The sequence below is a fragment of the Roseobacter phycocola genome, assembly GCF_042055075.2.
In the GTDB taxonomy this organism is placed as follows: Bacteria; Pseudomonadota; Alphaproteobacteria; order Rhodobacterales; family Rhodobacteraceae; genus Roseobacter.
In genome coordinates this window covers 3,070,987-3,096,273 of the sequence record NZ_CP194010.1, presented here as the reverse complement: position 1 = coordinate 3,096,273, position 25,287 = coordinate 3,070,987, and the positions used below count along the sequence as shown (strand labels likewise).

The following is a 25,287-nucleotide window of genomic DNA, read 5'->3' as shown; positions in this document are numbered from 1 at the left end:
GCAGAGTGGGGCGCAACAGAAAGGATCTTCTATGACTGTGCGACCGCTTGGCCTTGATGCGTCTCTGTGCCTGATCGGTGGCCGCTGGCAGGCGCCTGATGCCGGTGACAGCCTGCCCCTGATCAACCCGTCGGATGGGACGACGCTCTGCGGCATCGCGGCGGGGACTGCTGAGGATATCGATGCCGCGGTGGCAGCGGCGCAGGCCGCGCGGCAGGGCGAGTGGGGCCGCCTGGCGGCCTCCGAGCGGGGCCGCATCCTTGCCCGCATCGGCGCGCTGGTGACCGAAAACGCGGATCATCTGGCTGAGCTGGAAGCGCTGGACGTCGGCAAGCCTCTGACCCAGGCACGGGCGGATGTGACGGCCCTCGCGCGCTACATGGAGTTCTACGCCGGTGCTGCGGACAAGGTGCATGGCGCAACGATCCCCTACCTTGACGGATATACAGTCTACACCTTGCGAGAGGCGCATGGGGTGACCGGCCATATCATCCCCTGGAACTACCCGATGCAGATCATCGGCCGGTCGGTGGGTGCGGCGCTGGCCATGGGCAACGCCTGTGTGCTGAAACCTGCCGAGGAGGCCTGTCTGACGGCCCTGGCCTTTGGCGAACTGGCGCGACAGGCCGGTCTGCCGGACGGTGCGCTCAACATTGTGCCGGGCACCGGTGCTGCTGCAGGAGCTGCGCTGAGCGCGCATCCGGGCGTACAGCATGTGTCCTTTACCGGGTCGGTGGCGACGGGGCGGCTCGTGCAGCAGGCTGCGGGCGCCAATGTCGTTCCGGTCACGCTGGAGCTGGGCGGCAAATCCCCCCAGCTCGTCTTTGAGGATGCCGACATTGATGCGGCCCTGCCTTTCCTGATCAATGCAGGCATCCAGAACGCCGGCCAGACCTGCTCGGCCGCCTCCCGCATTCTGGTGCAGCGCAATATTTTTGATGCGGTGGTCACTGCTATGGCCGCGCGCTACCGCTCGCTGCGGGTGGGGCCGGCCCTGGATGACCCGGATGTCGGTCCGCTGATCTCCGCACGGCAGAAGGGGATCGTCGCCGGGTGGCTCGCTGCCGGCGCGGACCTCAGCGTGGCGGCGACGGGCTCCATCTCTGATGAGGCACCGGCAGGGGGCGCCTATGTCACACCAACACTCTTTGAAAATGTCCCGCCCGATCACCCGCTGGCCCGCGAAGAGATTTTCGGTCCGGTGCAGGTCGTGATCCCGTTTGACGACGAAGAAGAGGCCCTTCAGATCGCGAATGGCACGGATTACGGTCTTGTGGCGTCGGTCTGGACCCGGGACGGCGCGCGCCAGATGCGGCTGGCCCGGTTGCTGCGGGCCGGGCAGGTATTTCTGAACAATTATGGCGCCGGTGGGGGCGTCGAACTGCCGTTCGGCGGCACCGGTCTTTCCGGGCACGGGCGGGAGAAAGGCTTTGAGGCGCTCTATGCCTTTTCGTCGCTCAAAACGGTTGCTGCGCTGCACGGCTGAACCGGGCTTTTGAAATGGGGGATGGTGGAGCCTAGCGGGATCGAACCGCTGACCTCCTGCATGCCATGCAGGCGCTCTCCCAGCTGAGCTAAGGCCCCATCGTGGACGTTACATCCGGTGCGCCGCTGAATAGGCGCATCGCGGGTCGGGATCAAGCGTAAAAATGACCCGGCCCGCGCGTTCTCAGAAAATCAGTTGTCCTCGTCCTCGGAGGCAACGTCAGCGATCTCGTCGAGGGACACGTTATCGTCCTCGTCGTCGTCGTCATCCAGGATGTCGTCGCCCAGATCCACATCGACATCATCGTCATCGTCGAGCACGGCGTCTTCTGTATCCGCAGAGGCTTTGGCCTTTGTGGTTGCGGCATCTTCGGCGTCGGCCGCGATCATACGCGATTTGGACTGGTCAACCTCGACCACTTCGCCTGTGTAGGGGCTCACGATCGGATCAGCGTTCAGGTCGTAGAAACGTTTGCCGGTGGTGGGGCAGAGGCGTTTCGTTCCCCATTCTTCCTTGGGCATGAAAAACCCTCTTTGCAATTGCGGTTCGTCTGTAGATGATTCCGGCCAAGTGCCATATGCAGCGGGGGCTGTAAAGACCTCGCCTGCACCAGACGACCATGGGAAGCCTGACATGTCCGACATCATCCTGCCGGGTGATCCGCCAATTCCCCTTATCCTGCGCCGTTCCGGGCGGGCGCGGAGGATTTCGCTCCGGGTCTCGCAGCTTGATGGCCGGGTGACACTGACGCTGCCGCCCAGGGTTTCTGAGCGCGAGGCGGTCCGTTTTGCAAAAGAGAAACAGGCGTGGATTCGCCGCCATCTCGCCGCGCGTGCGGAGGACGTGACCGTTCAGCCCGGGATCGTTCTGCCCATCGGCGGGCAGCCCCATGAAGTGGTGGCCGGTGCAGGCCGGCGCGTCGTGATCGAAAATGGTCGTGCCGCGGTGCCCGGCGATCCCGCGCAGGCAGGCAAACGCCTGGCGGCCCATCTGCGCACCATTGCGCGCGATCGGCTGTCTGCTGCCTCTGATGACTATGCGGCGCGTCTTGGCAGGCCCTACAGCGCGATCACCCTGCGCGATACGCGGTCCCGCTGGGGGTCCTGCAGCTCTGAGGGGCGGCTGATGTATTCCTGGCGTCTGATTCTCGCACCACCCGAGGTGCTGGACTATGTCGCCGCTCACGAGGTGGCGCATCTGGCTGAGATGAATCACTCCAGCACCTTCTGGGACGGCGTCCGCCGTATTTACGGTGAATACGAAGCGCCGCGCCGCTGGTTGCGCCAGAACGGGGGCGAATTACACCGCTACAGATTCGCTGTGTGATCACGAAGGGCTTGACGCCCCTATATTTTGTGATCACAAAAACACATGCTTCCGCTGCAACGCCCCACTGATGCCACCCCGGCAGCCCATGACCGGGTATACCGCACACTGCGCGGGCGGATCATGCAGGGTGAGCTTTCGCCGGGACAGCCCCTGACCCTGCGCGGGATCGGTAAGGAATTCGGGGTCTCCATGACACCCGCGCGGGAATCGGTGCGCCGACTGGCGGCCGAAGGGGCGCTGACCATGTCGTCCTCGGGCCGCATTTCGACACCTGAACTGAGCAATGAGCGGATTGAGGAGTTGGCCGCGCTGCGGGCGCTCATCGAGGTTGAGCTGGCCAGCCGTGCCCTGCCGCGCGCGCATATGGCGCTTATTGAACGGTTACAGACGATCAATACGGCCGTTGCAGAGGCTGTCGCTCACCGCGATGCCGTCAGTTATATCCGGACCAACCTGGAATTTCACCGCACGCTTTACCTGCGCGCGCAGGCACCGGCGATGCTGGCTATGGCAGAGACGGTCTGGCTGCAGCTCGGGCCGACCATGCGGGCGCTTTACGGGAAGCTGCGCAAAACGGAGCCGCCGCAGTTTCACCGGCTGATCATCGCGGCACTGCGCGCGGGGGATGAGCCGGGCCTGCGGCTGGCGGTGCGGTCGGATGTGACGCAGGGCCTGCGGATGCTGGCCAGCTGAGGCCGTGGCTCAGGCGGCGAGGCCCTGGCTGCCCAGATCAAGAAACTTGCGGCGGCGGTCCGCCACTAGTGCTGCAGGGTCCTGTCCCTCCAGATCGCCCAACATGGCCGTGATCGCGTTGCCGACAGATTTGATGGAATTCAGCGGGTCCCGGTGCGCGCCGCCCAGGGGTTCGGTGATGATCCGGTCGATGACGCCGAGCTTTTTGAGGTCCTGCGCGGTCAAACGCAGCGCCTCAGCGGCCTCGCGCATTTTTTCGGCGTCTTTCCAGAGGATCGAGGCACAGCCTTCCGGGCTGATCACCGAATAGACGGAGTGTTCCAGCATCGCGACGCGGTTGGCCGTGGCAAAGGCCACAGCCCCGCCGGAGCCGCCTTCGCCGATGATCACGGAGACCAGCGGTACGCCGATCTGCAGACATTTTTCGGTTGCGCGTGCGATCGCCTCGGACTGGCCCCGTTCCTCGGCCCCTTTGCCGGGGTAGGCGCCGGGCGTGTCGACCAGTGTTACAACGGGCAGGCCAAAGCGATGTGCCAGATCCATCAGGCGTATGGCCTTACGGTACCCCTCGGGCCGCGCCATGCCGAAATTCCGTTCGATGCGGGAGCGGGTATCGTTGCCCTTTTCGTGGCCGATCACCATCACCGGTTTGTCGTCTAGCCGCGCAAGACCGCCCATCACGGCGTGGTCGTCTGCAAAGTTCCGGTCGCCTGCCAGCGGTGTGTAATCGGAGAAGAGCGCGTCGATGTAATCTTTGCAGTGGGGCCGTTCGGGATGGCGTGCCACCTGGCATTTGCGCCAGGGTGTAAGCGATGTGTAGAGCTCTTCGAGCATCGCGCGGGCTTTGGTGTCCAGCGCTGCGGCCTCTTCGGTGGTGTCTACATTTTCCCCGGACCGTGCCATTGCCCGCAGTTCTTCGGCCTTGCCTTCGATTTCGGCCAGGGGTTTTTCAAAGTCCATATACTGGGTCATGGCGCACTCCACTCTCTGTCCGTTGTATATGGCGGGCATTTGCGGGCAATGCAACGGCCTCAGGCGGGCAGGAGCACCGGCGCAAGTGAGGCAATCAGCAAAGCGGCCATGGTCAGGTTGAAGACCCGCAGCCGTGTCGTATTTGTCAGGATGCGCGCGACCTGCTGACCCAGAACGGTCCACATGGTGATCGCGGGCAGGTTCACGAGGCAAAAGACGACGGCAACGATGCCGAACGCCAGAAGGGTTGCATCACCGGCGTAGACTGTCAGGGCGGTAAGCGCCATGGCCCAGGCTTTGGGATTGACCCACTGAAAGGCGGCGGCCTGCAGAAAGGTCATTGGCTGCCCTGCGGCGGCCTGTTCTGTCACGGGGGCTGCGGTGGCGATTTTCCAGGCCAGCCAGGTCATGTAAATGACGGAAAGAACTTTGAGGATCGTATAGCTGACCGGCCATGCGTCAAAGGCCTGGATCAGGCCCGCACCCACAAGAATGATCATGACGCCGAAGCCGATGGAAATGCCCAGCATGTGCGGAATGGAGCGCCGGAAGCCGTAATTGGCCCCGGAGGCCATCAGCATCAGGTTGTTGGGCCCCGGTGTTGCGGAGCTGACAAAGGCAAAGGCCGTGAGGGCGAGGAGAATATCGAACGTCATGAAGCAACTATCGCGCGGTTTTTCCGGCGCAGGGTTGCAAATCAGGGCAGTGATCGGATAATTTTGCAACTTATGGCAGGTTTCGATCAGAAATCAGAACATATATTGCGTGAGCTGTCTGCGGATGGGCGCGTGAGTAACATCGAACTGGCCGAGCGGGTGGGGCTTTCACCCTCTGCCTGTCTGCGGCGCGTGCAGGAACTGGAGCGAACCGGGGTGATCCGCGGGTATCGCGCGGTGCTGGACCGGACGGCCATGGGTGCGGGTTTTGTGGCCTATATCGCGGTCGGGCTGGGATCGCATACCAAGGCCAGCCAGGAGGCTTTTGAGCGGGCCATTTCCCGGGCGCCGGAAGTGGTCGAGTGTCACAACACGACGGGTACGATCGAATATCTGCTGCGCGTCGAATGCGCGGACCTGCCGGCTTACAAGCATTTCCACACGGATATTCTGGGCGCGATGCCCCAGGTGACGTCGATCACGTCCTATGTGGTCATGGGGTCGCCCAAGGATGAACGGGCATGACCGGTCAGGAGGCTGCAGACAGCGACCGCCCCGAAGAGGTGGTGATCCTGGTACACGGCACGTTCTCTGCCGACAAAAACGACGAGGGCGAGCGCTGGTGGCAGGTTGGCAGCGATTTTTATACCAAGCTGTCAGCGCAGTTGCCCGGACACATCCGGCTCGTCGGGCCGGGCGAGGTGTTCCGGTGGGGCGGAGAGAACAGCAATGTGCATCGTGTCGGCGCAGGCCTCGATCTGCTCCGGATGATCGAGGGATATGAGGCGCGGGGTGTTCCGTACCATATTGTCGCTCACAGTCATGGCGGAACGGCTGTGTGGGTCATGCTGTTTCAGGAGCTTGTGAGGCGGCGGAATTCCGGAGCTGCAGATGCGCACGGTACAAAACCGCTGGGAATGCTGTGCAATGTGATTACCGTGGGATCCCCCTTTATCCATCTGCAGAAATTGCCTGGTCATGTGTTGTACCGGGTCTTAAAGCCACTTGTTCTGATAAGCCTGCTGGCTGGCATTTTGTGGGATATGATTTTCGGTGGTCCAACGATACATGCGGTTTACGCTTTTGTCGTGACCCTCATGGTCAGCTATTTCCTGAGCCTGCTCAGCATGGCGACGCGGGCGATTGTGCACAACCAGATCAACATTCAGCATCAGCGGCCGGCAGATGTTGCCCTTTTTTCCGACCGCTGGCTTGGGCTTTGGTCCGAAGATGACGAAGCCATTGCGCTGTTGCAGGCCGCTCTCAGGGGTTCCCGAACGCCGCCTGAGCTCAAGGATATCGACGATCCTTTCCCGAAGTCCATTTTCCAGACAGAGTTGCACTATCGTTTGATGCAACCGGCTATGCTGGTCAGACGCGTCACCCAGAAACGGTTCCGGGTGTTTTTGGATGGCCTGCTGAAAAAGCGGGCGGCGTCCCTGATCCTCGGCGTTCAGAACCTTGAAACTGTGCGTGCTGTTGAGCCCTGGCCGCATCCGGCCCTGAAAAGAGAGAATGCTTTGCCGCCGGAGGTGCAGGCAAACATCCGGAAAAGGTCCGACGCAGCGCTTGCGGCAAGTTCGGGCGGTGCGCGCCCGGCCCTGCTTCAGATGACGGACTGGGAGCTGGAAGAGGCCAAAAAAGCCTTTGGCGATACCAACAAAGCGATGGTGCATACGACGTATTTCGACGATCCGGACGTGGTACGGATCATTGCGGAACGTATCCGGGGAGACGGTGCCTAGTTGGTGGCGGCGTTGGCGATTTTAGCGAAACGTACGTCCAGGTCTGCCGCGGCTGCTTCGAGTTCCGGTCCGCCTTCGGCCACGTAAGGGGCAAAGACGAACCCCGGCGTTTTGTAGGACAGTGTGGCCGTGCCATCTGCGTTCTCCGTCACGTAGAACCGGATCGGCGCTTCGATCATGGCGGGTGTCGACAGGGCGAGGATTCTGACCGCGAAATCGTTGTTGAACACGCCCACGACCCGGTTCTCGGGGATGTCTATGCCGCGCTTGCGGGCGGTGCCGGTAGGGCCGGCCTGCGTCACCACGCCCATGCCGTTGGCTTTGACTGCCTTTTTCAGATCGGACAGAAGCGTGGCATGGGTTTTTGCCGTGGGCAGCACAGACCAGCCCTTGCGCGGGGCCATTTCGGCGGAGGCGGCAGTGCCGAGGCAGAGGATCAGAGCGGTCAGAAAGCGGCGCATGAGTGTCTCCTTTGATCAAAGTGAGCCACGCACTGCGCCACCTGCCAAGTCACAATGGCGTCAGCCGGCAATCATTTCGGACTGTCGCACGATCACTTCGGCCTGTTTGATCGAGGCGATGTCCACGAGGCGGCCCTTGTAGACGGTCGCGCCCTCGCCGTTCGCTTTAGCCTGTTCCATGGCGGCGAGAATTTCGCGCGCTTCGGCGACGGCTTCTTCGGAGGGCGTGAAGACCTCGTTGGCGATAGCGACCTGTTTGGGGTGGATCGCCCATTTGCCGACCATCCCGAGCGTTGCCGACCGGCGGGCCTGGGCGCGGAAGCCGTCATCATCCGAGAAATCGCCAAACGGACCATCGACCGGCAGAACGCCATGCGTCCGGCAGGCGGCGACAATGGCGGCCTGGGCCCAGTGCCAGGGATCGGACCAGTGTTTCTGGCCTTCGCGGATCATGTAATAGTTTTCCTGTGTCCCGCCGATGCCTGTGGTTGCCATACCCATCGAGGCGGCAAAATCCGCCGCCCCGAGGCTCATGGCGGCGAGGCGTGGCGAGCTTGCGGCGATTTCTTCGACATGTGCGATGCCGGCGGCGGATTCGATGATCACTTCGAAGGTTATTTTCTTTGTGCGCCCTTTCGCGGTCTCGATGGCCGTGACCAGCGCATCCACGGCATAGACATCTGCCGCACAGCCGACTTTGGGGATCATGATCTGATCCAGCCGGTCGCCTGCCTGTTCCATCAGGTCGACCACATCGCGGTACCAGTAAGGTGTGTCGAGCCCGTTGATGCGGACAGAGAGGGTCTTGCTGCCCCAGTCAATGTCGGAGATGGCGGCGATGATGTTTTCGCGGGCGCTGTCCTTGTCCGTGGGGGCCACGCTGTCTTCGAGATCAAGGTTGATCACATCGGCGGCAGAGGCGGCCATTTTCTCAAAAATGGCGGGACGCGAGCCCGGGCCGAAAAGCTGGCAGCGGTTCGGGCGGGCAGGGGGCGTGGGCTGGATGCGGAAACTCATGGGCGTTCCTTGGGTAATAAAATTACGGTTGCGTTGCTTTGCGTGGTATTAAATTGCGCGACATGCTGCAAGTGCATTTTGCATCTGCAGCATGGGAGTCTCTGCCGCGAAAAGAGGAGGTGCGCTGAATTATTCGTCAAATCTCCAAAGTGTTCGAATATTCTTGCGTGCCGATGGTAAATTCCATCGTTTTCAAGATGTCATTGCAGGCGTTTCGGGTGAAATTGCGTCGAATCTGACGGAGGCCCAATCATGATCCAGACACCCTACCTTTTGTTCCTCGGCGATGCGCCCGACCAGCTGGCTGCCAAAGTGGCGCAGGGCATCAAGGACTGGCGTCCGGAAAACGCAGTCGGTCAGTTCCGCCTGCCGGGCTGTGGCGCGGATATGGGCCTGACCGATATGACGCTCGAAGAGGGTCTGAAAGCCGGTGCCAAAACCCTGGTGATCGGCGTTGCAAACCGTGGCGGCGTGATTTCTGACGAGTGGAAAGTGGTGCTCGTTCAGGCGCTGCAGATGGGTTATGACCTCGCGGCTGGCCTGCACAATCTGCTGCGCAACGAAGACGAGCTGCAGGCGGCGGCCAAGGTCAACGGAATGACCATGCATGATGTGCGGGTGCCGTCGGTTGCCTATCCGATCGCAAACGGACAGAAGCGCACGGGTAAACGTGTTCTGGCCATTGGCACCGACTGTTCCTGCGGGAAGATGTACACGGCGATGTCGATGGACGCGGAAATGGTCAAACGTGGCATGAAATCGGATTTCCGCGCGACCGGTCAGACCGGTATTCTGATCACCGGCAAGGGTGTGCCGCTGGACGCGGTGATCGCCGACTTTATGGCCGGTGCTGTTGAGTATCTGACGCCGGACAATGATCCGGATCACTGGGATCATATTGAGGGTCAGGGCAGCCTGTTCCACGTGTCTTATTCCGGTGTCACGATGGCCCTGATCCATGGTGGCCAGCCAGATGCGCTGGTGTTGTGTCATGAGCCCACGCGGACGCATATGCGTGGGCTGCCGCATTACACCCTGCCGTCGCTTGAACAGCTGCGTGACACGGCGCTCCCGATTGCCCGTGTTGCCAACCCCGCGTGCGAGGTCACCGGTGTTTCGGTGAACACCAAGGCGCTGGATGAGGATGCGGCGAAGGCCTGTCTGCAGGAGATTGAAGACCGTATGAACCTGCCCGCGACGGACCCGTTCCGTTTTGGGGCGGGCAAACTGGTTGACGCGCTGCTGAAGCTGTAACCTCCGCTTTGCGGGAGTCCTGCCTCCGGCGGGGATATTTCTGGCCAGAAGAGAGCAAGATGCGCATAGAAGTCACACCTGACGTATTCCCCCTCGCACAGGTTTTTACCATCAGCCGGGGGTCGCGGACCGAGGCAAAGGTTCTGACGGTCAGGATCACGGACAATGGTGTCACGGGTCTGGGCGAATGTGTTCCTTATGCGCGGTACGATGAGACATTGGAGAGTGTGACAGCAGAGATTGCGGCGCTGCCGGAGCGTTTTGACCGCGCCGGTCTTTATGACCTGTTGTCTGCCGGTGCCGCCCGCAATGCGGTCGATTGTGCCCTGTGGGATCTGGAGGCCAAACGGGCCGGTAAACGGGTGTGGGAGCTGGCCGGACTGCCGGTGCCAGGCCCGGAGATCACGGCCTATACGCTGTCGCTGGATACGCCGGAGAAAATGCGTGCCCAGGCTGCAGAGAATGCCTTCCGGCCGCTGCTGAAAATCAAGCTGGGCACGCCGGATGATATGCCGCGCCTGGAAGCTGTGCGTGCGGGTGCGCCCGGCTCGAAGATCATCATTGATGCCAATGAGGGCTGGAGTGCGGAGGTTTATGCCGACCTTGCGCCGCATCTGGTGCGGCTGGGTGTGAGCCTGGTGGAACAGCCTCTGCCTGCCGGTCAGGATGATGCGCTGATCGGTATGGAGCGTCCGGTGCCGGTCTGTGCCGATGAGAGCTGTCACGACCGTGCCAGCCTGCCGGCGCTGAAGGGCAAATACGACGTGATCAACATCAAGCTGGACAAAACCGGTGGTCTGACTGAGGCGCTGGCCCTGCGGGCCAAAGGGCTTGCGGCGGGTTACGATGTGATGGTCGGCTGCATGGTGGGATCGAGCCTCGCGATGGCACCGGCCACGCTGCTGGCGCAGGGCGCGCTGGTCACTGATCTGGACGGACCACTGCTGCTGGCGTCGGACCGGGAGACGCCGCTGGTCTTTGACGATGCCGGTGTGCACCCGCCTGAGGCGGCGCTCTGGGGATAGGGGCGCGGTCTGCCGGTGGTGCAGGCGGAGAACTGGCTGCTTGCAACCCGGTACCGTGCCGACCTAGATGTGATGAAATTCCGCGGTGAGCCCCCGCATGGGTCCGCCGGATGACAAAATGTTCCGGCCTGGTGGTTCCGGACCGGACGTGTGGCAAGGAGAAAGCGATGCGCACTGTATATCTGAACGGCGAATATATGCCGGAGAACGAGGCGCATGTCTCGATTTTCGACCGCGGCTTTCTGATGGCGGATGGAGTCTATGAGGTGACTTCGGTGCTGGGCGGTAAGCTCATTGATTTCGACGGCCACGCGGTGCGGCTGCAGCGCTCACTGGACGAGCTGGACATGAAGAGCCCGATCAGCAAGGAAGACCTGCTGGAAGTGCACCGGGAACTCGTACGCGCCAACGGGATCGAAGAAGGCATGATCTATCTGCAGATCACGCGGGGCGCGCCGGGCGACCGTGATTTCGTTTTCCCGGACCCGGAGACAACAGAGCCGACCATTGTGTTGTTCACGCAGAATAAGCCCGGTCTGGCGGACAGCCCTGCGGCGAAAAAGGGCATGAAAGTGATCAGCATTGACGATATCCGCTGGGGCCGCCGGGATATCAAAACCGTGCAGCTGCTGTATCCTTCGATGGGCAAGATGATGGCCAAAAAGGCTGGCGCGGACGACGCATGGATGATCGAGGACGGGTATGTGACCGAAGGGACGTCCAACAACGCCTATATCGTCAAAGGCAATAAGATCATCACGCGGGCGCTGAGCAATGATATCCTGCACGGGATCACGCGCGCTGCGGTGCTGCGGTTCGCGAAAGAGGCGCAGATGGAAGTCGAGGAGCGCAACTTTACCATCGACGAGGCAAAGGAAGCCGATGAGGCATTTATCACCTCGGCCAGCACTTTTGTGATGCCTGTTGTGCAGATTGACGACGCCGTGCTGGGAGAGGGTGTGCCGGGCCGCGTCGCGCCGCGCCTGCGGGAAATTTACCTCGACGAAAGCCTGAAAGCAGCGGTCTGACCGCTGTCCGGTCCTGCCTATAACGCGGGGTTTCTGTCGCGGGATGCGCTGATGGCGCGCATCGGTCAGGAAATTGGCCAGTCTGCTGTGGTGACTGTCACCCAGGATCAGATTGCCGGTTTTGCCGCCGTGACAGACGATGCACAAGCGATCCATCTTGATCCGCAAGCTGCCCGTGCCGCGGGGTTCGGCGGACCTGTGGCGCATGGGTTTCTCACATTGTCGCTGCTTTCCGCCTTTGCCTATGACGCCGTGCCGCGTGTCACCGGGCAGAGTGCGTCGCTGAACTATGGCTTTGACCGGGTGCGGTTTATTGCGCCGGTCCAGGCCGGGGCTGAGATTGCCGCGCAGTTTGTGCTGGAAGACGCAGAGGAGCGACCGGATGGCGGGCTGATGCTGGTTCTGGATGTGACGGTCGCAGAGCCGGGCAGTGATGTCCCGGTGCTGCGGGCGCTGTGGCGTATTCTGATCCTTTTCTGAGCGAAGCCTTTGCGCCGCATCGGTTTGCCCTAGATCCGCAGGGACACAGGAAAGGACAAACCATGCTGAGAGCGACCGCTGTTGCCATTCTTCTGACCACCCAGACCGCCGCCGCAGATATTGCGGTGCGCTTTGTGGAAAGTGCGCCCAAAGACCGTTTCATCATCGAGAACCTCGGCGACTGCGCACTGACCGCCGCGGGTCTGACGCTCGACATGGCGGGTTCCGCAGGTGGTCTGATCTTTGATGTGACCGGATCCGGTGCCGGCGTGGAGGTTTTCCAGCCTTTCGATCTGGTGGCAGGAGAAAGCGCGCTGGACGGGCTGCCGGAGGTGCGCGACGGGGACCGGGAAATATCGCTGAACATTTCCGCGCTGGCGCCGGGTGCTCAGATTGCCTTCACCATCGACGTCGATGACACCGCAGAGGCGCGTGGCATCATGGTTTCGGGCGCTGAAATTACCGGAGCAGCGGTGCGCATCACTGAGGGTGATGCAACACGCTCTGCAGCGTTTGACAGCGGTGCTTCGGCGCTTGTGGCCGCTGGGCCCTGTGCTGCTGCCTGATCAGCTTTCGCCGACGTTTTCCCGGAATGACTTGTCAAAGGCGGCTTTCTGATCGCCGGTGGCCTCGGTCTGGTAGTTGGCTTTCCAGTCGTCCATGGTCATGCCGTAGAACAGCTCCCGCGCCTCGTCCTTGGTCATGTCGATGCCTTTTTCGGCGGCTGCTTCCTGGTACCAGCGTGACAGACAGTTCCGGCAGAACCCGGCAAGGTTCATCATGTCGATGTTCTGCACGTCGGTGCGGTCCTGCATCAGGTGCTGCTGCAGGCGGCGGAAAGCGGCGGCCTGGAGTTCAATCTCGGTCTGCGTCGGCATGCGGGGCTCCTTGCTGGTCGTTCCTCAAAGGTGGGGACGTCACGGATGATGTCAAGCAGGCTGGTGTCATCATGACATTACCTCTGTTGGTGCAGTCTCTGCGCGGTTGCGCCGTGCGCCGCGATGCGGCATAAGGCTGGCAATCCGTTAGCGATAACGGCACCGCCGCAGGGCGATGACCCGGACAGATCAGAGGGACGACCGCAGATATGAGACGCACGCGCAATGTAAAGATCGTGGCCACGCTTGGCCCTGCTTCCAGCAGTTATGAAATGATCAGCGCGCTGCACGAGGCTGGTGCCGACGTGTTCCGGCTTAACATGAGCCATGGCAGTCACGACGAAATCCGTGAACGCCACGCAATCATCCGCCAGATCGAAAAGGAAACGGGCGGCAGCATCTGCATCCTTGCCGACCTTCAGGGCCCGAAACTGCGCGTTGGTGTCTTTGCCAGCGACGAGGGCGAGATGCTGGAAGAAGGTGCAAAATTCCGCATGGATCTCGACGACACGCCCGGTGATGTGAACCGCGTGCACCTGCCACATCCCGAGATTTTTGCCGCACTTGAGCCGGGTGCCACCCTGCTTGTGAACGACGGGAAAATCCGCCTGACTGTGGACGAGTGTGGCCCTGATTATGCCAACTGCACTGTGATTGCAGGCGGGGTGATTTCCAACCGCAAGGGCGTGAACGTGCCCGATGTGGTGCTGCCGCTCGCGGCGCTGTCGGACAAGGACCGCAAGGATCTCGAATTTGTCTGTGAACTGGGTGTCGACTGGCTGGCGCTGTCTTTTGTGCAGCGTGCCGAGGACGTTCTGGAAGCCTCCGATCTGGCCAACGGCCGCGCGGCGATCCTGTCCAAAATTGAAAAACCGGCCGCGGTTAAGAATTTTGATGACATTCTCGCCGTCAGTGACGGGATCATGGTGGCGCGGGGCGATCTGGGTGTTGAGCTGCCTGTTCAGAATGTGCCGCCCATTCAGAAACGTCTGGTGCGCAAGTGCCGTGCCGCAGCGCGGCCTGTGATCGTGGCCACCCAGATGATGGAAAGCATGATCGAAAGCCCGGTGCCGACACGCGCCGAAGTCTCGGACGTGGCAACGGCGATCTATGAGGGCGCAGACGCTGTCATGCTGTCGGCTGAATCGGCGGCCGGTGCCTATCCGGTTGAGGCTGTGACGACCATGAACAACGTCGCGACTGAGGTTGAGCTTGACCCGACCTACACCCAGATCATCGAATCCTCGCGCGAGGCCAAAGGCCGGACCATTGCGGATGGTATCGTGTCGGCAGCCCGCGAGATTGCGGAAACCACGAACATCAAGGCGATCTGCTGCTTTTCACAAAGTGGCACGACAGCGGCTCTGGTGGCGCGCGAACGTCCGCGGGTACCGATCATTGCGATGACGTCTGTGCCGCGCACCGCGCGCCGCCTGACGCTGACATGGGGCACAAACTGCGTGATCGTTGATCCGCTGGACCGGTTCAAGATGGCGGTTGTGCAGTCCGCACGCGCCGCGACCCGTCAGGGCTATGCGGACAAGGACGACATGATTGTGGTGACCGCCGGTGTGCCGTTCAACGTGCCCGGCAGCACCAATATTCTGCGTGTTGCACCCTGTGACGAACGTTTGATTTTCAACACCGACCCGGAGTAGCCTTACCTGACGTAAGGTGAAGTGGAGTTTGCGATGGATCCGGATCTGGCGCTTGTGATCGGTATCGTGCTGACTGTGCTGTCTTTTCCGACGCTCGTTTCCGCGCTCTCCGAGCGCCGCCCGCCGCGTGTCGGGGCGATTGCGCTGGTGGCGGGGCTGGGTCTGATCGGCTACGCCATGGCGACTGTCCAGGGTGGGTACACGGTGACCGGCATTCCAAAGGTCTTTATGCGGGTCGTGAACCTTTACATCTTCTGAGGTGCCTTCCCGATTCAGGGCTTGCCATAAACAGAGCTCCCCCCTATAGAGCAGCCTTCAACCGCGCGACCGGCTCATGTGGCATGCCGAGTCGTGCGTAAACCGACCTACCTTTGAGGAGACGGAAATGCCCAAGATGAAGACTAAATCGAGCGCTAAGAAGCGCTTTAAGGTGACAGCCACCGGTAAGGTGATGTCCGGCCAGGCAGGCAAGCGCCACGGCATGATCAAGCGTACACGCAAGTTCATCCGCGACGCCCGCGGCACAACAACACTGTCCGCACCGGACGCCAAAATCGTCAAGGGCTTCATGCCCTACGACCGCTGAGCCTGAAGGAGATCACACATGTCCCGAGTTAAAGGCGGAACAGTCACCCACGCACGTCACAAGAAGGTCATCAAGGCCGCCAAAGGATACTATGGCCGCCGCAAGAGCACCTTCAAAGTCGCACGCCAGGCCGTCGACAAGGCCAACCAGTACGCCACACGTGACCGCAAGAACCGCAAGCGCAATTTCCGCGCGCTGTGGATCCAGCGGATCAACGCGGCAGTGCGCAGCCATGATGAGGCGCTGACATACAGCCGCTTTATCAACGGTCTGAACCTGGCCGGCATCGAAGTGGACCGTAAGGTTCTGGCCGATCTGGCGGTACACGAGCCCGAAGCATTCGGTGCGATCGTCAAGCAGGCGCAGGACGCGCTGGCTGCCTGATCCGGCACCACATGACATTACAGAAAGCCGCTCCGGAAACGGGGCGGCTTTTTTCATGGGGCTTGGTTTTTGCTGGCGGTCAGGGCCATACTGCGCGCGAGGACAGCGAAAGGAATTGTCATGGCCGGTCACATCAGATCTTCCGCCGAAATGGTTGCGGAGGCCCGGGCGCGGATCGAAGAGGTCGAGACGGCGGATGCCATTGCCATGGTCGGGCGGGATGACGTGCTGATCGTTGATATCCGTGACGTGCGCGAGCGTCAGCGCAGCGGGTTCATCCCGGGCAGTTTCCATGCCCCGCGCGGCATGATCGAGTTCTGGGTTGATCCCAAAAGCCCCTACTTCAAGGAAGAGTTCGCCGGTGGCCGCAAATACGTTTTCCACTGTGCGTCCGGCTGGCGCTCTGCGCTGACGGTTGCGACGCTTCAGGACATGGGATTTGAGGCGGCCCACCTCAAAGAAGGCTTCTCCACCTGGGAAGAGCAGGGCGGCCCGGTTGAACGGATGCCGTCTGACAAAAGCTGAATTGCGCGGCACTCCCCGCGCAAACCCGTACCGGCATCGGTTCGCGCTTGCGTGTCACGTCCCGGAGCGCGATAAATCCGGGAGATAATCAAACCCGGGGAGTAATAGATCATGTGGAAAACGACTGTAACCGCGGGGCTGATGGCGGCCTCTCTGGCGGGTGCTGCGGCCGCGCAAAGCTGTTCTGACGGAAAGACGCTGGCAGAGGGCAAGCTGACCGTCGCAACTGGCAACCCGGCTTATTACCCCTGGGTGCTGGACGATGCGCCCGAGGCGGGGAAAGGATTTGAGGCAGCAGTGGCTTATGCGCTGGCGGCTGAAATGGGTTTTGATGCGGCGGACGTGGTCTGGACGCGCACCTCCTTTGATCAGGCGATCCAGCCGGGCGCCAAGGATTTCGACCTGAACATGCAGCAGTTCTCGATCACCGAAGCCCGCGATAAGGTCGTGGATTTTTCCGAGCCCTATTACACCGCGCCAATGGCGGTTCTGGTGCGTGGCGGCGATGGTCTGTCTGCCGATATGGAGACACTGAAGGGCCTGCAGTGGGGCGTTGTGGCTTCCACCACGGCGCTGCCGGTGATCATCAAAACCATCGCGCCCGACAGCAACCCGCTGATCTACGATGACAATGCCAACGTGGTAGAAGCGATGAAGGCTGGTCAGGTTGATGCGGCGCTTTTTGATCTGCCGACCGCGCTTTATCTGTCGGCCGTAGTGCTGGAAGGCGGTCAGGTGCTGGGTCAGTTCCCCGCAGATGAGTCTGACAACCCCGATCATTTCGGCGCGCTGATGCCCGAAGGCTCCGCGCTCAAGGAATGTGTCGATGCGGCTCTGGATGCGATGAAATCAGACGGCAGTCTTGCGGCGATCGAAGCCGAGTGGCTTCAGGAAGCAACGGGTGTCCCGCTGATCCGGTAAAGCGATGAACCGCAGACAGGCATATGAGGCGGCACAGCGGCGCAGGTCGCTGACCGTCGCGGGCATCAGTACGTTTGCCGTCATTGCGGCGATCATCCTGCTGGTGCCGTTTGCGCCCGGCTGGCCTGCGGTCAGGGCCAGCTTTTTCGATGGTCACGTGTTCATCGATACTTTTCCGACCCTGCTGAAGGCTTTTCTGATCGACGTGATGATCTTTGCCTGGTCGGTGCCGCTGATCATGATGCTGGGTCTGGCCATCGCGCTGGCGCGGGGGGCACGCTCGCCCGCACTCTTTCCGCTGCGGATTTTTGGCGCGGTCTATGTGGATATTTTCCGGGGCGTGCCGGTCGTTCTGACCATTTATCTTATCGGTTTCGGGATCCCCGGCCTGGGGCTGCCGCGCCCCTGGAACAGCCCCTACATCTGGGGGACCGTCGCGCTGGTTCTGACCTATTCTGCCTATGTGGCAGAGGTTTTGAGGTCAGGCATCGAAAGCATACATGCCAGCCAGCGCAACGCCGCTGTCTGCCTGGGGCTCAGCGAGCGCGATACGATGCGGTATGTGATCCTGCCACAGGCCGTGCGCCGTGTAGTTCCCGCCAATATGAACATGCTGGTGGCGTTGCAGAAGGATGTGGCGCTGCTGTCATTTATCGGGCCGGTGGAAATCCTGCGGCAGGCGGGCATCTACAAAAGCCTGCTGGCCAATTTCACGCCCTATGTTGTGGCTGCGGTGATCTTTCTGCTCGTGACTGTGCCGGCGACGCGGTACGCCGATTATCTGCTGAACCGGGACCGCAATGCCAGAAGCTAAACTCACCCTGCGTGGCGTACAGAAGTCTTTTGACAGTAACCACGTGCTGCGCGGCATTGATCTGAGTGTGTCAGAAGGCGAGATGATCTGCCTGATCGGAGCCTCGGGGTCGGGAAAATCGACGCTGCTGCGGTGTATCAATCAGCTGGAGACCATCGACGATGGCACCGTTCTGCTGGAAGGGGAGGACATCTCGGAGCCAGGGATCGATCTGGGGCCGGTGCGCCGGCGGATCGGGATCGTCTTTCAGTCATATAACCTGTTTCCGCATATGTCGGCGCTTGAGAACGTTCTGCTGGCGCCACGGCGTGTGCTGGGCGAGGATGGAGCCGCGCTGGAGGCGCGCGCTACCGCCCTTTTTGAGCGGTTCGGGCTGGCCGCGCATATGCGCAAATACCCTGACCAGTTGTCCGGCGGCCAGCAGCAGCGGGTTGCTGTGATCCGGGCGCTGGCGATGCGGCCGGAAATCATGCTCTTCGATGAGATCACAGCAGCGCTTGATCCGGAACTGGTGGGCGAAGTGCTGGCGGTGCTGCGACAACTGCGCGGGGAAGGCATGACAATGTTGCTGGCGACGCATGAAATGGGGTTCGCGCGTGAGCTGGCTGACCGGGTCTGTTTCATGGATGGCGGTGTGATCGTCGAAGAAGGCACGCCTGAAAGGATTTTCTCGGCCCCCCGCGTGCCGCGCACCAAGGAATTCCTGCGGTCCGTCCTGCGGTAAGGCAGCAGTCTCTGTTCAGACAGCCGGCAGGTTTTCAGCGATGAAAATGTTCACGCCGCATTGTTGCGCGCCAAAAACAGTACGGTCCAGCGCGGTGTTCACTGCCTTCTTTCCCAGTTCATCGACGTCATGCGCGACCACAAGGCGGTAAGTTCCGTTGCGCAGCGCCGCCCGGCTTGCATCTGAAACCTCATGGCCGATCACCACCGGCTGGGTGCCTCTCGTCACCCGCAGTGCATCAATCAGATAGGGCTGACCGCCACCGGCCAGGTAAACGCCGCGCAGGTTACGGGCGTCTTTCATGAGCTCCCGCACGATGGCTGCCGCCTGTTCCGGGTCAGCGCCATAAGGATGGCAGGCCTGCACGCCCAGCTCGGGTCTGCTGATCGCCAGCGCCTGCTGAAAGCCGGACTGACGGTCCAGAAGATGGCGGAACTGCGGATGACCTATCAGTACAGCGACGCGGCCCGGCCCGGGTGGAACCAGACTGGCCATCAGCTGCCCGGCGGTGCGGCCGGCAACAAAATTGTCCTGGCCAACGTAGGCGGACCGCCGGGACATCGGCACGTCCGACACAATGGTCACAACGCGAATACCCCGGTCAGCCAGATTGTTTATGGCCAGACCGGCTTCGTGGTTATCGACGCCGACGGTGATCACCGCCGTCGTATGGCCGTTCACAGCGCTCAGCCGTTCCACAATGGTTTCCGGCCGATAAGGGTCAAACCCGCTGATGCGCAGGTCCACGCCCTGTTCAGCAGCGGCATTCGCGGCAGCGTCAATCCCGTTGCGCAGATGCGCGAAGAAGGGATTGGTGCCCTCGGGCAGGAACACCTCAATCCGGGCGGACTGTGCTGCCTGATGCAACGAAAGCGAGCTGGGGGCGTATCCCAGTTCAGCAATGGCCTGTTCGATCTGTTTCCGGGTTTTTTCCTTGACGCCCGGTCTTTCATTCAGCACGCGGTCTACGGTTGACCGTGAAAGCCCCGTCATTCGCATGATATCGCTGATGCGCGCCCGCTTGCGGCCGACCATTGTGTATCCCTCCCGGCTCCGGTTTCCGGGCTGAACATCACTGTTCCAGTGACCCCGCCAGCCCGTCCGGTTTTCTGTTTTGTAAACGCTATCATGGGCTGGCTGACGTATAAAAGGCAGAAATTGAGGTTAATGCGTTATTTTGAGCCTCTGGCGTTGCGCAATGTGTCGACTATCTGCGGGATCAGGCCAGACCCGGCGAACAGGACCGCATATTTTGAAGCAATTGCATCATTTTTGATGCTCCAAGACCTGCGACAGCCGGGAAACCGGTAGCGGCCCGCCTGCTGACCTCACTCTTGCAATCATCGTTCATTCTGCTAGCACCGGCGCAGACTGAAGAACGAGGCAGAGATGGACGATCTCAAGCAGAAATACCTCACCCGCATTGCCGGTGCCGAAGACGAGAATGCGCTTGAAGCCATCCGTGTCGAGGCTGTGGGCAAGAAAGGTGAAATCTCTCTGAAGATGCGCGAACTGGGCAGGATGACGCCCGAAGAGCGCCAGGTCGCCGGGCCTGCCCTCAATGCTCTGAAGAACGAGATCAACTCCGCACTGGCCGCGCGCAAGGCGGGTCTTGCAGATGCGGCGCTTGATGAGCGTCTGCGCACGGAGTGGCTCGATGTAACGCTTCCGGTACGGGCCCGCCGCGCGGGCACCATACACCCGGTCAGTCAGGTCACCGAAGAGGTCACCGCTATCTTTGGCGAGATGGGATTTTCGGTTGCCGAAGGTCCCCGGATTGACACGGACTGGTACAACTTTGATGCCCTCAACATTCCGGGCCATCACCCTGCGCGGGCCGAGATGGACACATTCTACATGGCGCGGGCCGAAGGCGATAACCGGCCACCGCATGTTCTTCGGACCCATACGTCGCCGGTGCAAATCCGCACGATGGAAGAGCGCGGCGCACCGCTGCGTATCATCTGCCCGGGCGGTGTGTACCGCGCGGATTATGACCAGACGCATACGCCCATGTTCCACCAGGTCGAAGGGCTGGCTATCGACAAAGACATCTCCATGGCGAACCTGAAGTGGGTGCTTGAGGAATTCTTCTCGGCGTTCTTCGGGATCGAGGGGATCAGGACGCGTTTCCGGGCGTCACACTTCCCGTTCACTGAACCTTCTGCAGAAGTGGATATCCAGTGTTCCTGGATCGACGGGCAGCTGCGGATCGGGGAAGGCGACGACTGGATGGAAGTGCTGGGCTCCGGCATGGTGCACCCTAAGGTTCTGAAAGCAGGTGGTATTGACCCAGATGAATGGCAGGGGTTTGCCTTTGGCATGGGGATCGACCGCATCGCGATGCTGAAATACGGCGTTCCTGACCTGCGCGCGTTCTTTGACAGTGACCTGCGCTGGTTGCGTCACTACGGCTTTGCGAGCCTTGACCAGCCAACGCTGCATGGTGGGCTGAACCGCTGAGCGGAGGTGCTTTCGGCTCTCTTCCGCGACCGCGCTGAACCAGGGAGAACGCCCGGTGGCAATGAAAATTCTGGTGGTCGACAATGACCCGGTCGAGATCAATGACCAGAAGCGTGCCAGCTATGGTGAAACCACCGGTGAAGGGTATGCAAAGGCCCTGCGGGCCGTCGACGCTTCTTGTGCCCCCACTGTTGTTGCGCCTTATGATGGTGAGGTGCTGCCACCCCTGAACGGATTTGATGGTGCGGTTTTCACCGGCTCTGCGGTGGAATGGACAACGGACGACGCCCGCGCCGCGCCGCTTGCCCGTGCGATGCGGCAGGTGTTTGCCGCGGGTGTGCCGACACTTGGGTCCTGCAACGGGTTTCAGCTGGCAGCGTCTGTTCTGGGGGGCGCATCGCAGCCTTCACCGAACGGGCGCGAGGATGGGCTGGCAAAAGAGATCCGTCTGACGCCTGAGGGGCGCACACATCCGCTGCTGGCCGGGCGCACAGATGGTTACGCCGTGCCCTGCGTGCACCGCGACGAAGTTGTCCGCGTGCCCGAAGGGGCCGTTATTCTGGCCACCAATGATCATTCGCCCGTGCAGGCCATGGCCTTTGAACGCGATGGCGTGAGATTCTGGGGTATGCAGTATCATCCGGAATACAGCCTGCCGTTTATTGGTGCGCGGGTCGGAGACTGGGGCCTGCTTGCACAGAGCGCCGCACAGGATCTGGCGGTGGCGGATACCTCGTCTGCTGCGGCAGAGCGGCTTGGCGTGCGGTTTTCGGACATGCAGGCGAACGTCAGAATGACGGAGATCCGCAACTGGTTGCGCAGTCTCTGAGGCATCATCATCTTGTGAGGTGACAGCCCGCCTGCGCACGCTACAGTGCGGATCATGAAAAGAATTCTCTATGCCATCGCCGCGTTGATGATGACGGCCCCGGGTGCGTTCGCCATGGGCCCCTGGAAAGACGGCTGTATTGATCAGACGCCCTGCGAGATCGGGGACCGCAGCTATCACGTCAGGATTCCGGATGGCTGGGATGGCGAGACACCGATGCCGGTGCTGCTGCACTTTCATGGCTGGCAGCGGCAGGGCACGCTGATCGTGCAGCACCAGCGTATTTCCGGTGCGACGCGGCGGCGGGGCGTTTTGCTTGTGGCGCCGAACGGGCTGGGACGCAGCTGGGATTTCTGGCGGGCCGGCACCCCGGATGTGGCCTTTGCCCGCGCCGTTCTGGAGGATGTGCGCGCCGCCTATCCCGTGCTGGATGATCAGATTTTTGTCTCTGGGTATTCCTGGGGCAGCAACATGGCCTGGCGCTTTGTCTGCGAAGATGGTGCCGATATCGCGGCGCTGCTGGCGATCTCCGGCACGTTGCCCCAGAACGAAGACTGCAGCACCGCGCCGGGCGAGGTCCGCCAGGTGTATGGACTGGATGACCAGGTGCTTGATTTCCCCTATGGACCCGGCGGCGACACGGAGTTTCCGGTTTACCTGTGGCGTCAGAAATACGGGTGTGGCGCTGGCATCGCGGAAGGCGCCTGGAACGCACGGGATTTCCTGACTTTTCAGCGTATCACCTGGGACTGTCCGGGCGGTGATGTCAGTCTGGATATCCATCCAGGCGGGCACTTTATTCCGCACGGCTGGATCGCGCGACAACTGGATCAGATGCTCGGGCTGCCTCCCAGCTACCCCTGACCGCCAGCAATGGGTTTTCCCCCGCCCGTCTTTGGTCTATCAGGGCGCGGACACATAAAGACCCGGCGGATATCCCATGAAATTCACGCTTTCCTGGCTCAAAGACCATCTGGACACATCGGCAACGCTGGATGAGATCCTCTATGCCCTCACCGATCTCGGCCTTGAGGTTGAGGGGGTTGAGGACCGCGCGTCCCGGCTGAAGGATTTTACCCTTGGGTATGTGGCGTCGGCTGAGAAACATCCCGACGCGGACCGCCTGCGCGTGTGCCAGGTGGATACCGATGAGGGGCAGAAACAGATCATCTGTGGCGCGCCCAACGCACGTCAGGGCATCACGGTCGTGATTGCCAAACCGGGCGTTTACGTGCCGGGCATTGATACGACCATCGGCGTCGGCAAAATCCGCGGTGTTGAGAGCTTTGGCATGATGGCCTCCGAGCGCGAGCTGGAGCTGTCAGACGAACATGATGGTATCATCGAACTGCCATCCGGTGAGGTGGGGCAGTCTTTCGTTGACTGGCTTGCCGAAAACGACCCGGCTAAAGTGGATCCGGTGATCGAAATTGCCATCACGCCAAACCGCCCCGACGCCCTGGGCGTGCGTGGTATTGCCCGCGATCTCGCTGCGCGGGGCCTCGGCACCCTGAAAAAGCGCGATGCGGAGCCGGTGGAAGGAACCTTCCCCTGCCCGGTCACTGTTACCATCGAAGGCGACACGCTGGAGCAGTGCCCGGTGTTTTATGGCCGTGTTATCCGTGGCGTCAAAAACGGCCCCAGCCCGGCATGGCTGCAGGATGCACTGCGCGCCATCGGCCTGCGTCCGATCAGTTTTCTGGTCGATGTGACGAATTTCTTCACCTACGACCGCAACCGGCCACTGCACGTTTTCGACGCGGACAAAATCGCCGGAAACACGTTGCGGGTGCACCGCGCAAAGGGTGGTGAAACACTCACGGCGCTGGATGAAAAGGAATACACCTTCTCAGAAGGGATGACCCTGATTTCGGATGCAAACGGCGTCGAGAGCATCGGCGGGATTATGGGCGGTATGGCTTCGGGCTGTACCGAAGAGACCGTGAATGTCTTTCTGGAGGCCGCGTATTTTGATCCGGTACGCACCGCCTATACGGGCCGCGCTCTCAAGATCAATTCGGACGCGCGGTACCGTTTTGAGCGGGGTGTGGACCCTGAATGGACCCCTTATGGCGTCGAGCATGCGACCCGGATGATCATCGACCATGCCGGTGGTGAAGCCTCCGAAATGATTGTTGCCGGTAAAATTCCGGATACCTCCCGCGCCTACCGGCTTGATGCGGCGCGCGTGCAGTCCCTGGTCGGGATGGAGATCCCGGAAAGCGAACAGCGCCAGACGCTTACGTCGCTCGGCTTCATCCTTGAAGGGAACATGGCACATGTGCCCAGCTGGCGCCCGGACGTGCAGGGTGAGGCGGATCTTGTAGAAGAGGTCGCCCGGATCGCCTCGCTGACCAAACTGCAGGGTAAACCGCTGCCACGTCTGACCGACGGGGTGCCGAAGCCGATCCTGCTGCCGATGCAGCGGCGCGAAGCGATTGCGCGGCGGACCTGTGCGGCGCTGGGGTATAATGAATGTGTCACTTACAGCTTTATTGATGCGGCCTCTGCCAGCCTGTTCGGTGGCGGAGATGACGTGACGCGGCTGGAAAACCCGATCAGCTCGGATATGAGCCACATGCGTCCTGATCTGCTGCCGGGCCTGTTGCAGGCGGCTGCCCGGAACCAGGCGCGTGGTTTTGCAGATATGGCACTGTTCGAGGTGGGGCCTGCCTTTACCGGTGGTGAACCGGGCGAACAGCAGCTGCAGGTGACCGGCCTGATGGTCGGGCGCAGCGGGCCCAAGGATGTGCATGGCTCAGACCGCGCCGTGGATGTCTTCGACGTCAAAGCCGATGCAGAAGCTGTGCTTGCGGCCATTGGTGCTCCGGCGCGTGTTCAGATCATGCGCAACGGCGCTGACTGGTTTCATCCGGGACGGCATGGCACGATCTGCCTTGGCCCTAAAAGGATGCTGGGTGTCTTTGGTGAACTGCACCCCCGTGTGCTTGAGGCGATGGATGTGAAAGGACCGGCAATGGCCTTCACGCTCTGGCCGGCCGAAGTGCCGATGCCGCGTAAGTCCGGGGCGACGCGGGCTGCGCTGGATATCAGTGATCTTCAGGCGGTTGAACGGGACTTTGCCTTTGTGGTGGATACCGGTGTTGAGGCACTTACATTGATCAATGCCGCCATGGGGGCGGATAAGGCGCTGATCGCCGATGTACGGGTCTTTGACGAATTTGTCGGGGGCAATCTGGGCGAGGGTAAGAAGTCACTCGCGCTGACCGTGCGGATGCAGCCGAAAGATCAGACGCTGACAGAAAAAGATATCGAGGCAGTCAGCGCGAAGGTCGTCGACAAGGTGACCAAAGCGAGCGGCGGCAGCCTTCGCGGCTGAAGTCAGACCTCTGAAAGGA

The 25,287-nt window shown here is 61.3% G+C and carries 29 protein-coding genes and 1 tRNA gene; 22 read left to right on the top strand and 8 right to left on the bottom strand.

Features of this window, described 5'->3' with window-relative positions; translation table 11 throughout:
* Window positions 1-31: 31 nt before the first annotated feature.
* Entirely contained in the window at window positions 32-1,486 is a 1,455-nt protein-coding gene (locus AB4K19_RS15310; RefSeq protein ID WP_375229164.1) for an aldehyde dehydrogenase family protein, read from the top strand.
* Window positions 1,487-1,508: 22 nt separating this feature from the next.
* Here the strand turns inward: AB4K19_RS15310 and AB4K19_RS15305 are convergent.
* Both AB4K19_RS15305 and AB4K19_RS15300 read right to left on the bottom strand, forming a co-directional pair.
* Window positions 1,509-1,584: transfer RNA gene (locus AB4K19_RS15305), tRNA-Ala, on the bottom strand.
* Window positions 1,585-1,677: 93 nt separating this feature from the next.
* Window positions 1,678-2,007 carry a TIGR02300 family protein gene (locus AB4K19_RS15300; RefSeq protein ID WP_375229163.1) on the bottom strand — a complete coding sequence of 110 codons (330 nt, stop codon included), beginning with the start codon at window positions 2,005-2,007 and terminating at the stop codon, window positions 1,678-1,680.
* 112 nt (window positions 2,008-2,119) lie between these two features.
* Between AB4K19_RS15300 and AB4K19_RS15295 the strand changes: the two genes are divergently transcribed.
* Together AB4K19_RS15295 and AB4K19_RS15290 are read left to right on the top strand one after the other, a co-directional pair.
* Window positions 2,120-2,812 carry a M48 family metallopeptidase gene (locus AB4K19_RS15295; RefSeq protein ID WP_436398236.1) on the top strand — a complete coding sequence of 231 codons (693 nt, stop codon included), beginning with the start codon at window positions 2,120-2,122 and terminating at the stop codon, window positions 2,810-2,812.
* Between the two features lie 45 nt (window positions 2,813-2,857).
* Complete coding sequence (locus AB4K19_RS15290; protein WP_375229161.1) at window positions 2,858-3,508, top strand: GntR family transcriptional regulator; 651 nt, start codon at window positions 2,858-2,860, stop codon at window positions 3,506-3,508.
* A gap of 9 nt (window positions 3,509-3,517) precedes the next feature.
* Here AB4K19_RS15290 and AB4K19_RS15285 read toward each other — a convergent pair whose 3' ends face one another.
* Both AB4K19_RS15285 and AB4K19_RS15280 read right to left on the bottom strand, forming a co-directional pair.
* Window positions 3,518-4,480 carry an acetyl-CoA carboxylase carboxyltransferase subunit alpha gene (locus tag AB4K19_RS15285; protein WP_436398234.1) on the bottom strand — a complete coding sequence of 321 codons (963 nt, stop codon included), beginning with the start codon at window positions 4,478-4,480 and terminating at the stop codon, window positions 3,518-3,520.
* 59 nt (window positions 4,481-4,539) lie between these two features.
* The gene (locus AB4K19_RS15280; protein WP_375229159.1) at window positions 4,540-5,136 is read right to left on the bottom strand and encodes a LysE family translocator; all 597 of its coding nucleotides are present in this window, start codon (window positions 5,134-5,136) and stop codon (window positions 4,540-4,542) included.
* 72 nt (window positions 5,137-5,208) lie between these two features.
* Here AB4K19_RS15280 and AB4K19_RS15275 point away from each other — a divergent pair, with 72 nt between their 5' ends.
* Both AB4K19_RS15275 and AB4K19_RS15270 read left to right on the top strand, forming a co-directional pair.
* Complete coding sequence (locus AB4K19_RS15275; protein ID WP_375229158.1) at window positions 5,209-5,661, top strand: Lrp/AsnC family transcriptional regulator; 453 nt, start codon at window positions 5,209-5,211, stop codon at window positions 5,659-5,661.
* Window positions 5,658-6,881: a hypothetical protein gene (locus tag AB4K19_RS15270; protein WP_375229157.1), complete on the top strand. Its 1,224-nt coding sequence runs from the start codon at window positions 5,658-5,660 to the stop codon at window positions 6,879-6,881. The genes AB4K19_RS15275 and AB4K19_RS15270 overlap by 4 nt, the downstream gene beginning before the upstream one ends.
* On the opposite strand, the gene AB4K19_RS15265 is transcribed toward AB4K19_RS15270, so the two are convergent.
* Window positions 6,878-7,342, bottom strand: a complete 465-nt coding sequence (locus AB4K19_RS15265; RefSeq protein WP_436398231.1) for a DUF302 domain-containing protein — start codon at window positions 7,340-7,342, stop codon at window positions 6,878-6,880. The two genes, AB4K19_RS15270 and AB4K19_RS15265, sit on opposite strands and share 4 nt — an antisense overlap.
* A gap of 60 nt (window positions 7,343-7,402) precedes the next feature.
* Window positions 7,403-8,359, bottom strand: a complete 957-nt coding sequence (locus AB4K19_RS15260; protein ID WP_375229155.1) for an L-malyl-CoA/beta-methylmalyl-CoA lyase — start codon at window positions 8,357-8,359, stop codon at window positions 7,403-7,405.
* A 252-nt stretch (window positions 8,360-8,611) separates the two neighbouring features.
* Between AB4K19_RS15260 and dgcN the strand changes: the two genes are divergently transcribed.
* From dgcN to AB4K19_RS15235, 5 genes are all read left to right on the top strand, one after another.
* Window positions 8,612-9,613, top strand: coding sequence for an N-acetyltransferase DgcN (dgcN, locus tag AB4K19_RS15255; RefSeq protein ID WP_375229154.1), 1,002 nt, complete (start codon window positions 8,612-8,614; stop codon window positions 9,611-9,613).
* A 59-nt stretch (window positions 9,614-9,672) separates the two neighbouring features.
* Window positions 9,673-10,638 carry an N-acetyl-D-Glu racemase DgcA gene (dgcA, locus tag AB4K19_RS15250; protein WP_375229153.1) on the top strand — a complete coding sequence of 322 codons (966 nt, stop codon included), beginning with the start codon at window positions 9,673-9,675 and terminating at the stop codon, window positions 10,636-10,638.
* A gap of 167 nt (window positions 10,639-10,805) precedes the next feature.
* The gene (locus AB4K19_RS15245; RefSeq protein ID WP_375229152.1) at window positions 10,806-11,666 is read left to right on the top strand and encodes a D-amino-acid transaminase; all 861 of its coding nucleotides are present in this window, start codon (window positions 10,806-10,808) and stop codon (window positions 11,664-11,666) included.
* A 51-nt stretch (window positions 11,667-11,717) separates the two neighbouring features.
* Window positions 11,718-12,146 carry a MaoC family dehydratase gene (locus tag AB4K19_RS15240; RefSeq protein ID WP_375229151.1) on the top strand — a complete coding sequence of 143 codons (429 nt, stop codon included), beginning with the start codon at window positions 11,718-11,720 and terminating at the stop codon, window positions 12,144-12,146.
* A gap of 62 nt (window positions 12,147-12,208) precedes the next feature.
* Complete coding sequence (locus tag AB4K19_RS15235) at window positions 12,209-12,712, top strand: aggregation factor core (RefSeq protein WP_375229150.1); 504 nt, start codon at window positions 12,209-12,211, stop codon at window positions 12,710-12,712.
* Here AB4K19_RS15235 and AB4K19_RS15230 read toward each other — a convergent pair whose 3' ends face one another.
* Window positions 12,713-13,024 carry a DUF1244 domain-containing protein gene (locus AB4K19_RS15230; RefSeq protein WP_375229149.1) on the bottom strand — a complete coding sequence of 104 codons (312 nt, stop codon included), beginning with the start codon at window positions 13,022-13,024 and terminating at the stop codon, window positions 12,713-12,715.
* Between the two features lie 209 nt (window positions 13,025-13,233).
* Here AB4K19_RS15230 and pyk point away from each other — a divergent pair, with 209 nt between their 5' ends.
* The 8 genes from pyk to AB4K19_RS15190 all read left to right on the top strand — a co-directional run bounded on the left by pyk (window position 13,234) and on the right by AB4K19_RS15190 (window position 18,636).
* A complete protein-coding gene (gene pyk / locus AB4K19_RS15225; protein ID WP_375229148.1) occupies window positions 13,234-14,682 on the top strand; it encodes a pyruvate kinase in 1,449 nt (482 codons plus the stop codon).
* 33 nt (window positions 14,683-14,715) lie between these two features.
* Window positions 14,716-14,940, top strand: coding sequence for a hypothetical protein (locus AB4K19_RS15220; RefSeq protein WP_436398227.1), 225 nt, complete (start codon window positions 14,716-14,718; stop codon window positions 14,938-14,940).
* A gap of 127 nt (window positions 14,941-15,067) precedes the next feature.
* A complete protein-coding gene (rpmI, locus tag AB4K19_RS15215; RefSeq protein WP_189368062.1) occupies window positions 15,068-15,268 on the top strand; it encodes a 50S ribosomal protein L35 in 201 nt (66 codons plus the stop codon).
* 18 nt (window positions 15,269-15,286) lie between these two features.
* On the top strand, window positions 15,287-15,652 hold the full coding sequence (rplT, locus tag AB4K19_RS15210) for a 50S ribosomal protein L20 (RefSeq protein WP_153217418.1): 366 nt from the start codon (window positions 15,287-15,289) through the stop codon (window positions 15,650-15,652).
* 120 nt (window positions 15,653-15,772) lie between these two features.
* Window positions 15,773-16,177 (top strand): rhodanese-like domain-containing protein, encoded by a 405-nt coding sequence (locus AB4K19_RS15205; protein ID WP_375229146.1) that lies wholly within the window; start codon window positions 15,773-15,775, stop codon window positions 16,175-16,177.
* Between the two features lie 111 nt (window positions 16,178-16,288).
* On the top strand, window positions 16,289-17,098 hold the full coding sequence (locus AB4K19_RS15200) for an ABC transporter substrate-binding protein (protein WP_436398225.1): 810 nt from the start codon (window positions 16,289-16,291) through the stop codon (window positions 17,096-17,098).
* 4 nt (window positions 17,099-17,102) lie between these two features.
* Entirely contained in the window at window positions 17,103-17,912 is an 810-nt protein-coding gene (locus tag AB4K19_RS15195; protein WP_436398223.1) for an amino acid ABC transporter permease, read from the top strand.
* Window positions 17,899-18,636 (top strand): amino acid ABC transporter ATP-binding protein, encoded by a 738-nt coding sequence (locus tag AB4K19_RS15190; protein WP_375229144.1) that lies wholly within the window; start codon window positions 17,899-17,901, stop codon window positions 18,634-18,636. The genes AB4K19_RS15195 and AB4K19_RS15190 overlap by 14 nt, the downstream gene beginning before the upstream one ends.
* 15 nt (window positions 18,637-18,651) lie before the next feature.
* Here AB4K19_RS15190 and AB4K19_RS15185 read toward each other — a convergent pair whose 3' ends face one another.
* Window positions 18,652-19,671 carry a LacI family DNA-binding transcriptional regulator gene (locus AB4K19_RS15185; RefSeq protein WP_375229143.1) on the bottom strand — a complete coding sequence of 340 codons (1,020 nt, stop codon included), beginning with the start codon at window positions 19,669-19,671 and terminating at the stop codon, window positions 18,652-18,654.
* A gap of 354 nt (window positions 19,672-20,025) precedes the next feature.
* Here AB4K19_RS15185 and pheS point away from each other — a divergent pair, with 354 nt between their 5' ends.
* The 4 genes from pheS (at window position 20,026) to pheT (ending at window position 25,268) form a co-directional block, all read left to right on the top strand.
* Complete coding sequence (pheS, locus tag AB4K19_RS15180; RefSeq protein WP_375229142.1) at window positions 20,026-21,099, top strand: phenylalanine--tRNA ligase subunit alpha; 1,074 nt, start codon at window positions 20,026-20,028, stop codon at window positions 21,097-21,099.
* A gap of 61 nt (window positions 21,100-21,160) precedes the next feature.
* Complete coding sequence (locus AB4K19_RS15175) at window positions 21,161-21,928, top strand: type 1 glutamine amidotransferase (RefSeq protein WP_375230907.1); 768 nt, start codon at window positions 21,161-21,163, stop codon at window positions 21,926-21,928.
* A 54-nt stretch (window positions 21,929-21,982) separates the two neighbouring features.
* Complete coding sequence (locus AB4K19_RS15170; RefSeq protein ID WP_375229141.1) at window positions 21,983-22,792, top strand: alpha/beta hydrolase family esterase; 810 nt, start codon at window positions 21,983-21,985, stop codon at window positions 22,790-22,792.
* A gap of 76 nt (window positions 22,793-22,868) precedes the next feature.
* Complete coding sequence (gene pheT / locus AB4K19_RS15165; protein WP_375229140.1) at window positions 22,869-25,268, top strand: phenylalanine--tRNA ligase subunit beta; 2,400 nt, start codon at window positions 22,869-22,871, stop codon at window positions 25,266-25,268.
* The last annotated feature ends 19 nt before the right edge of the window (window positions 25,269-25,287 follow it).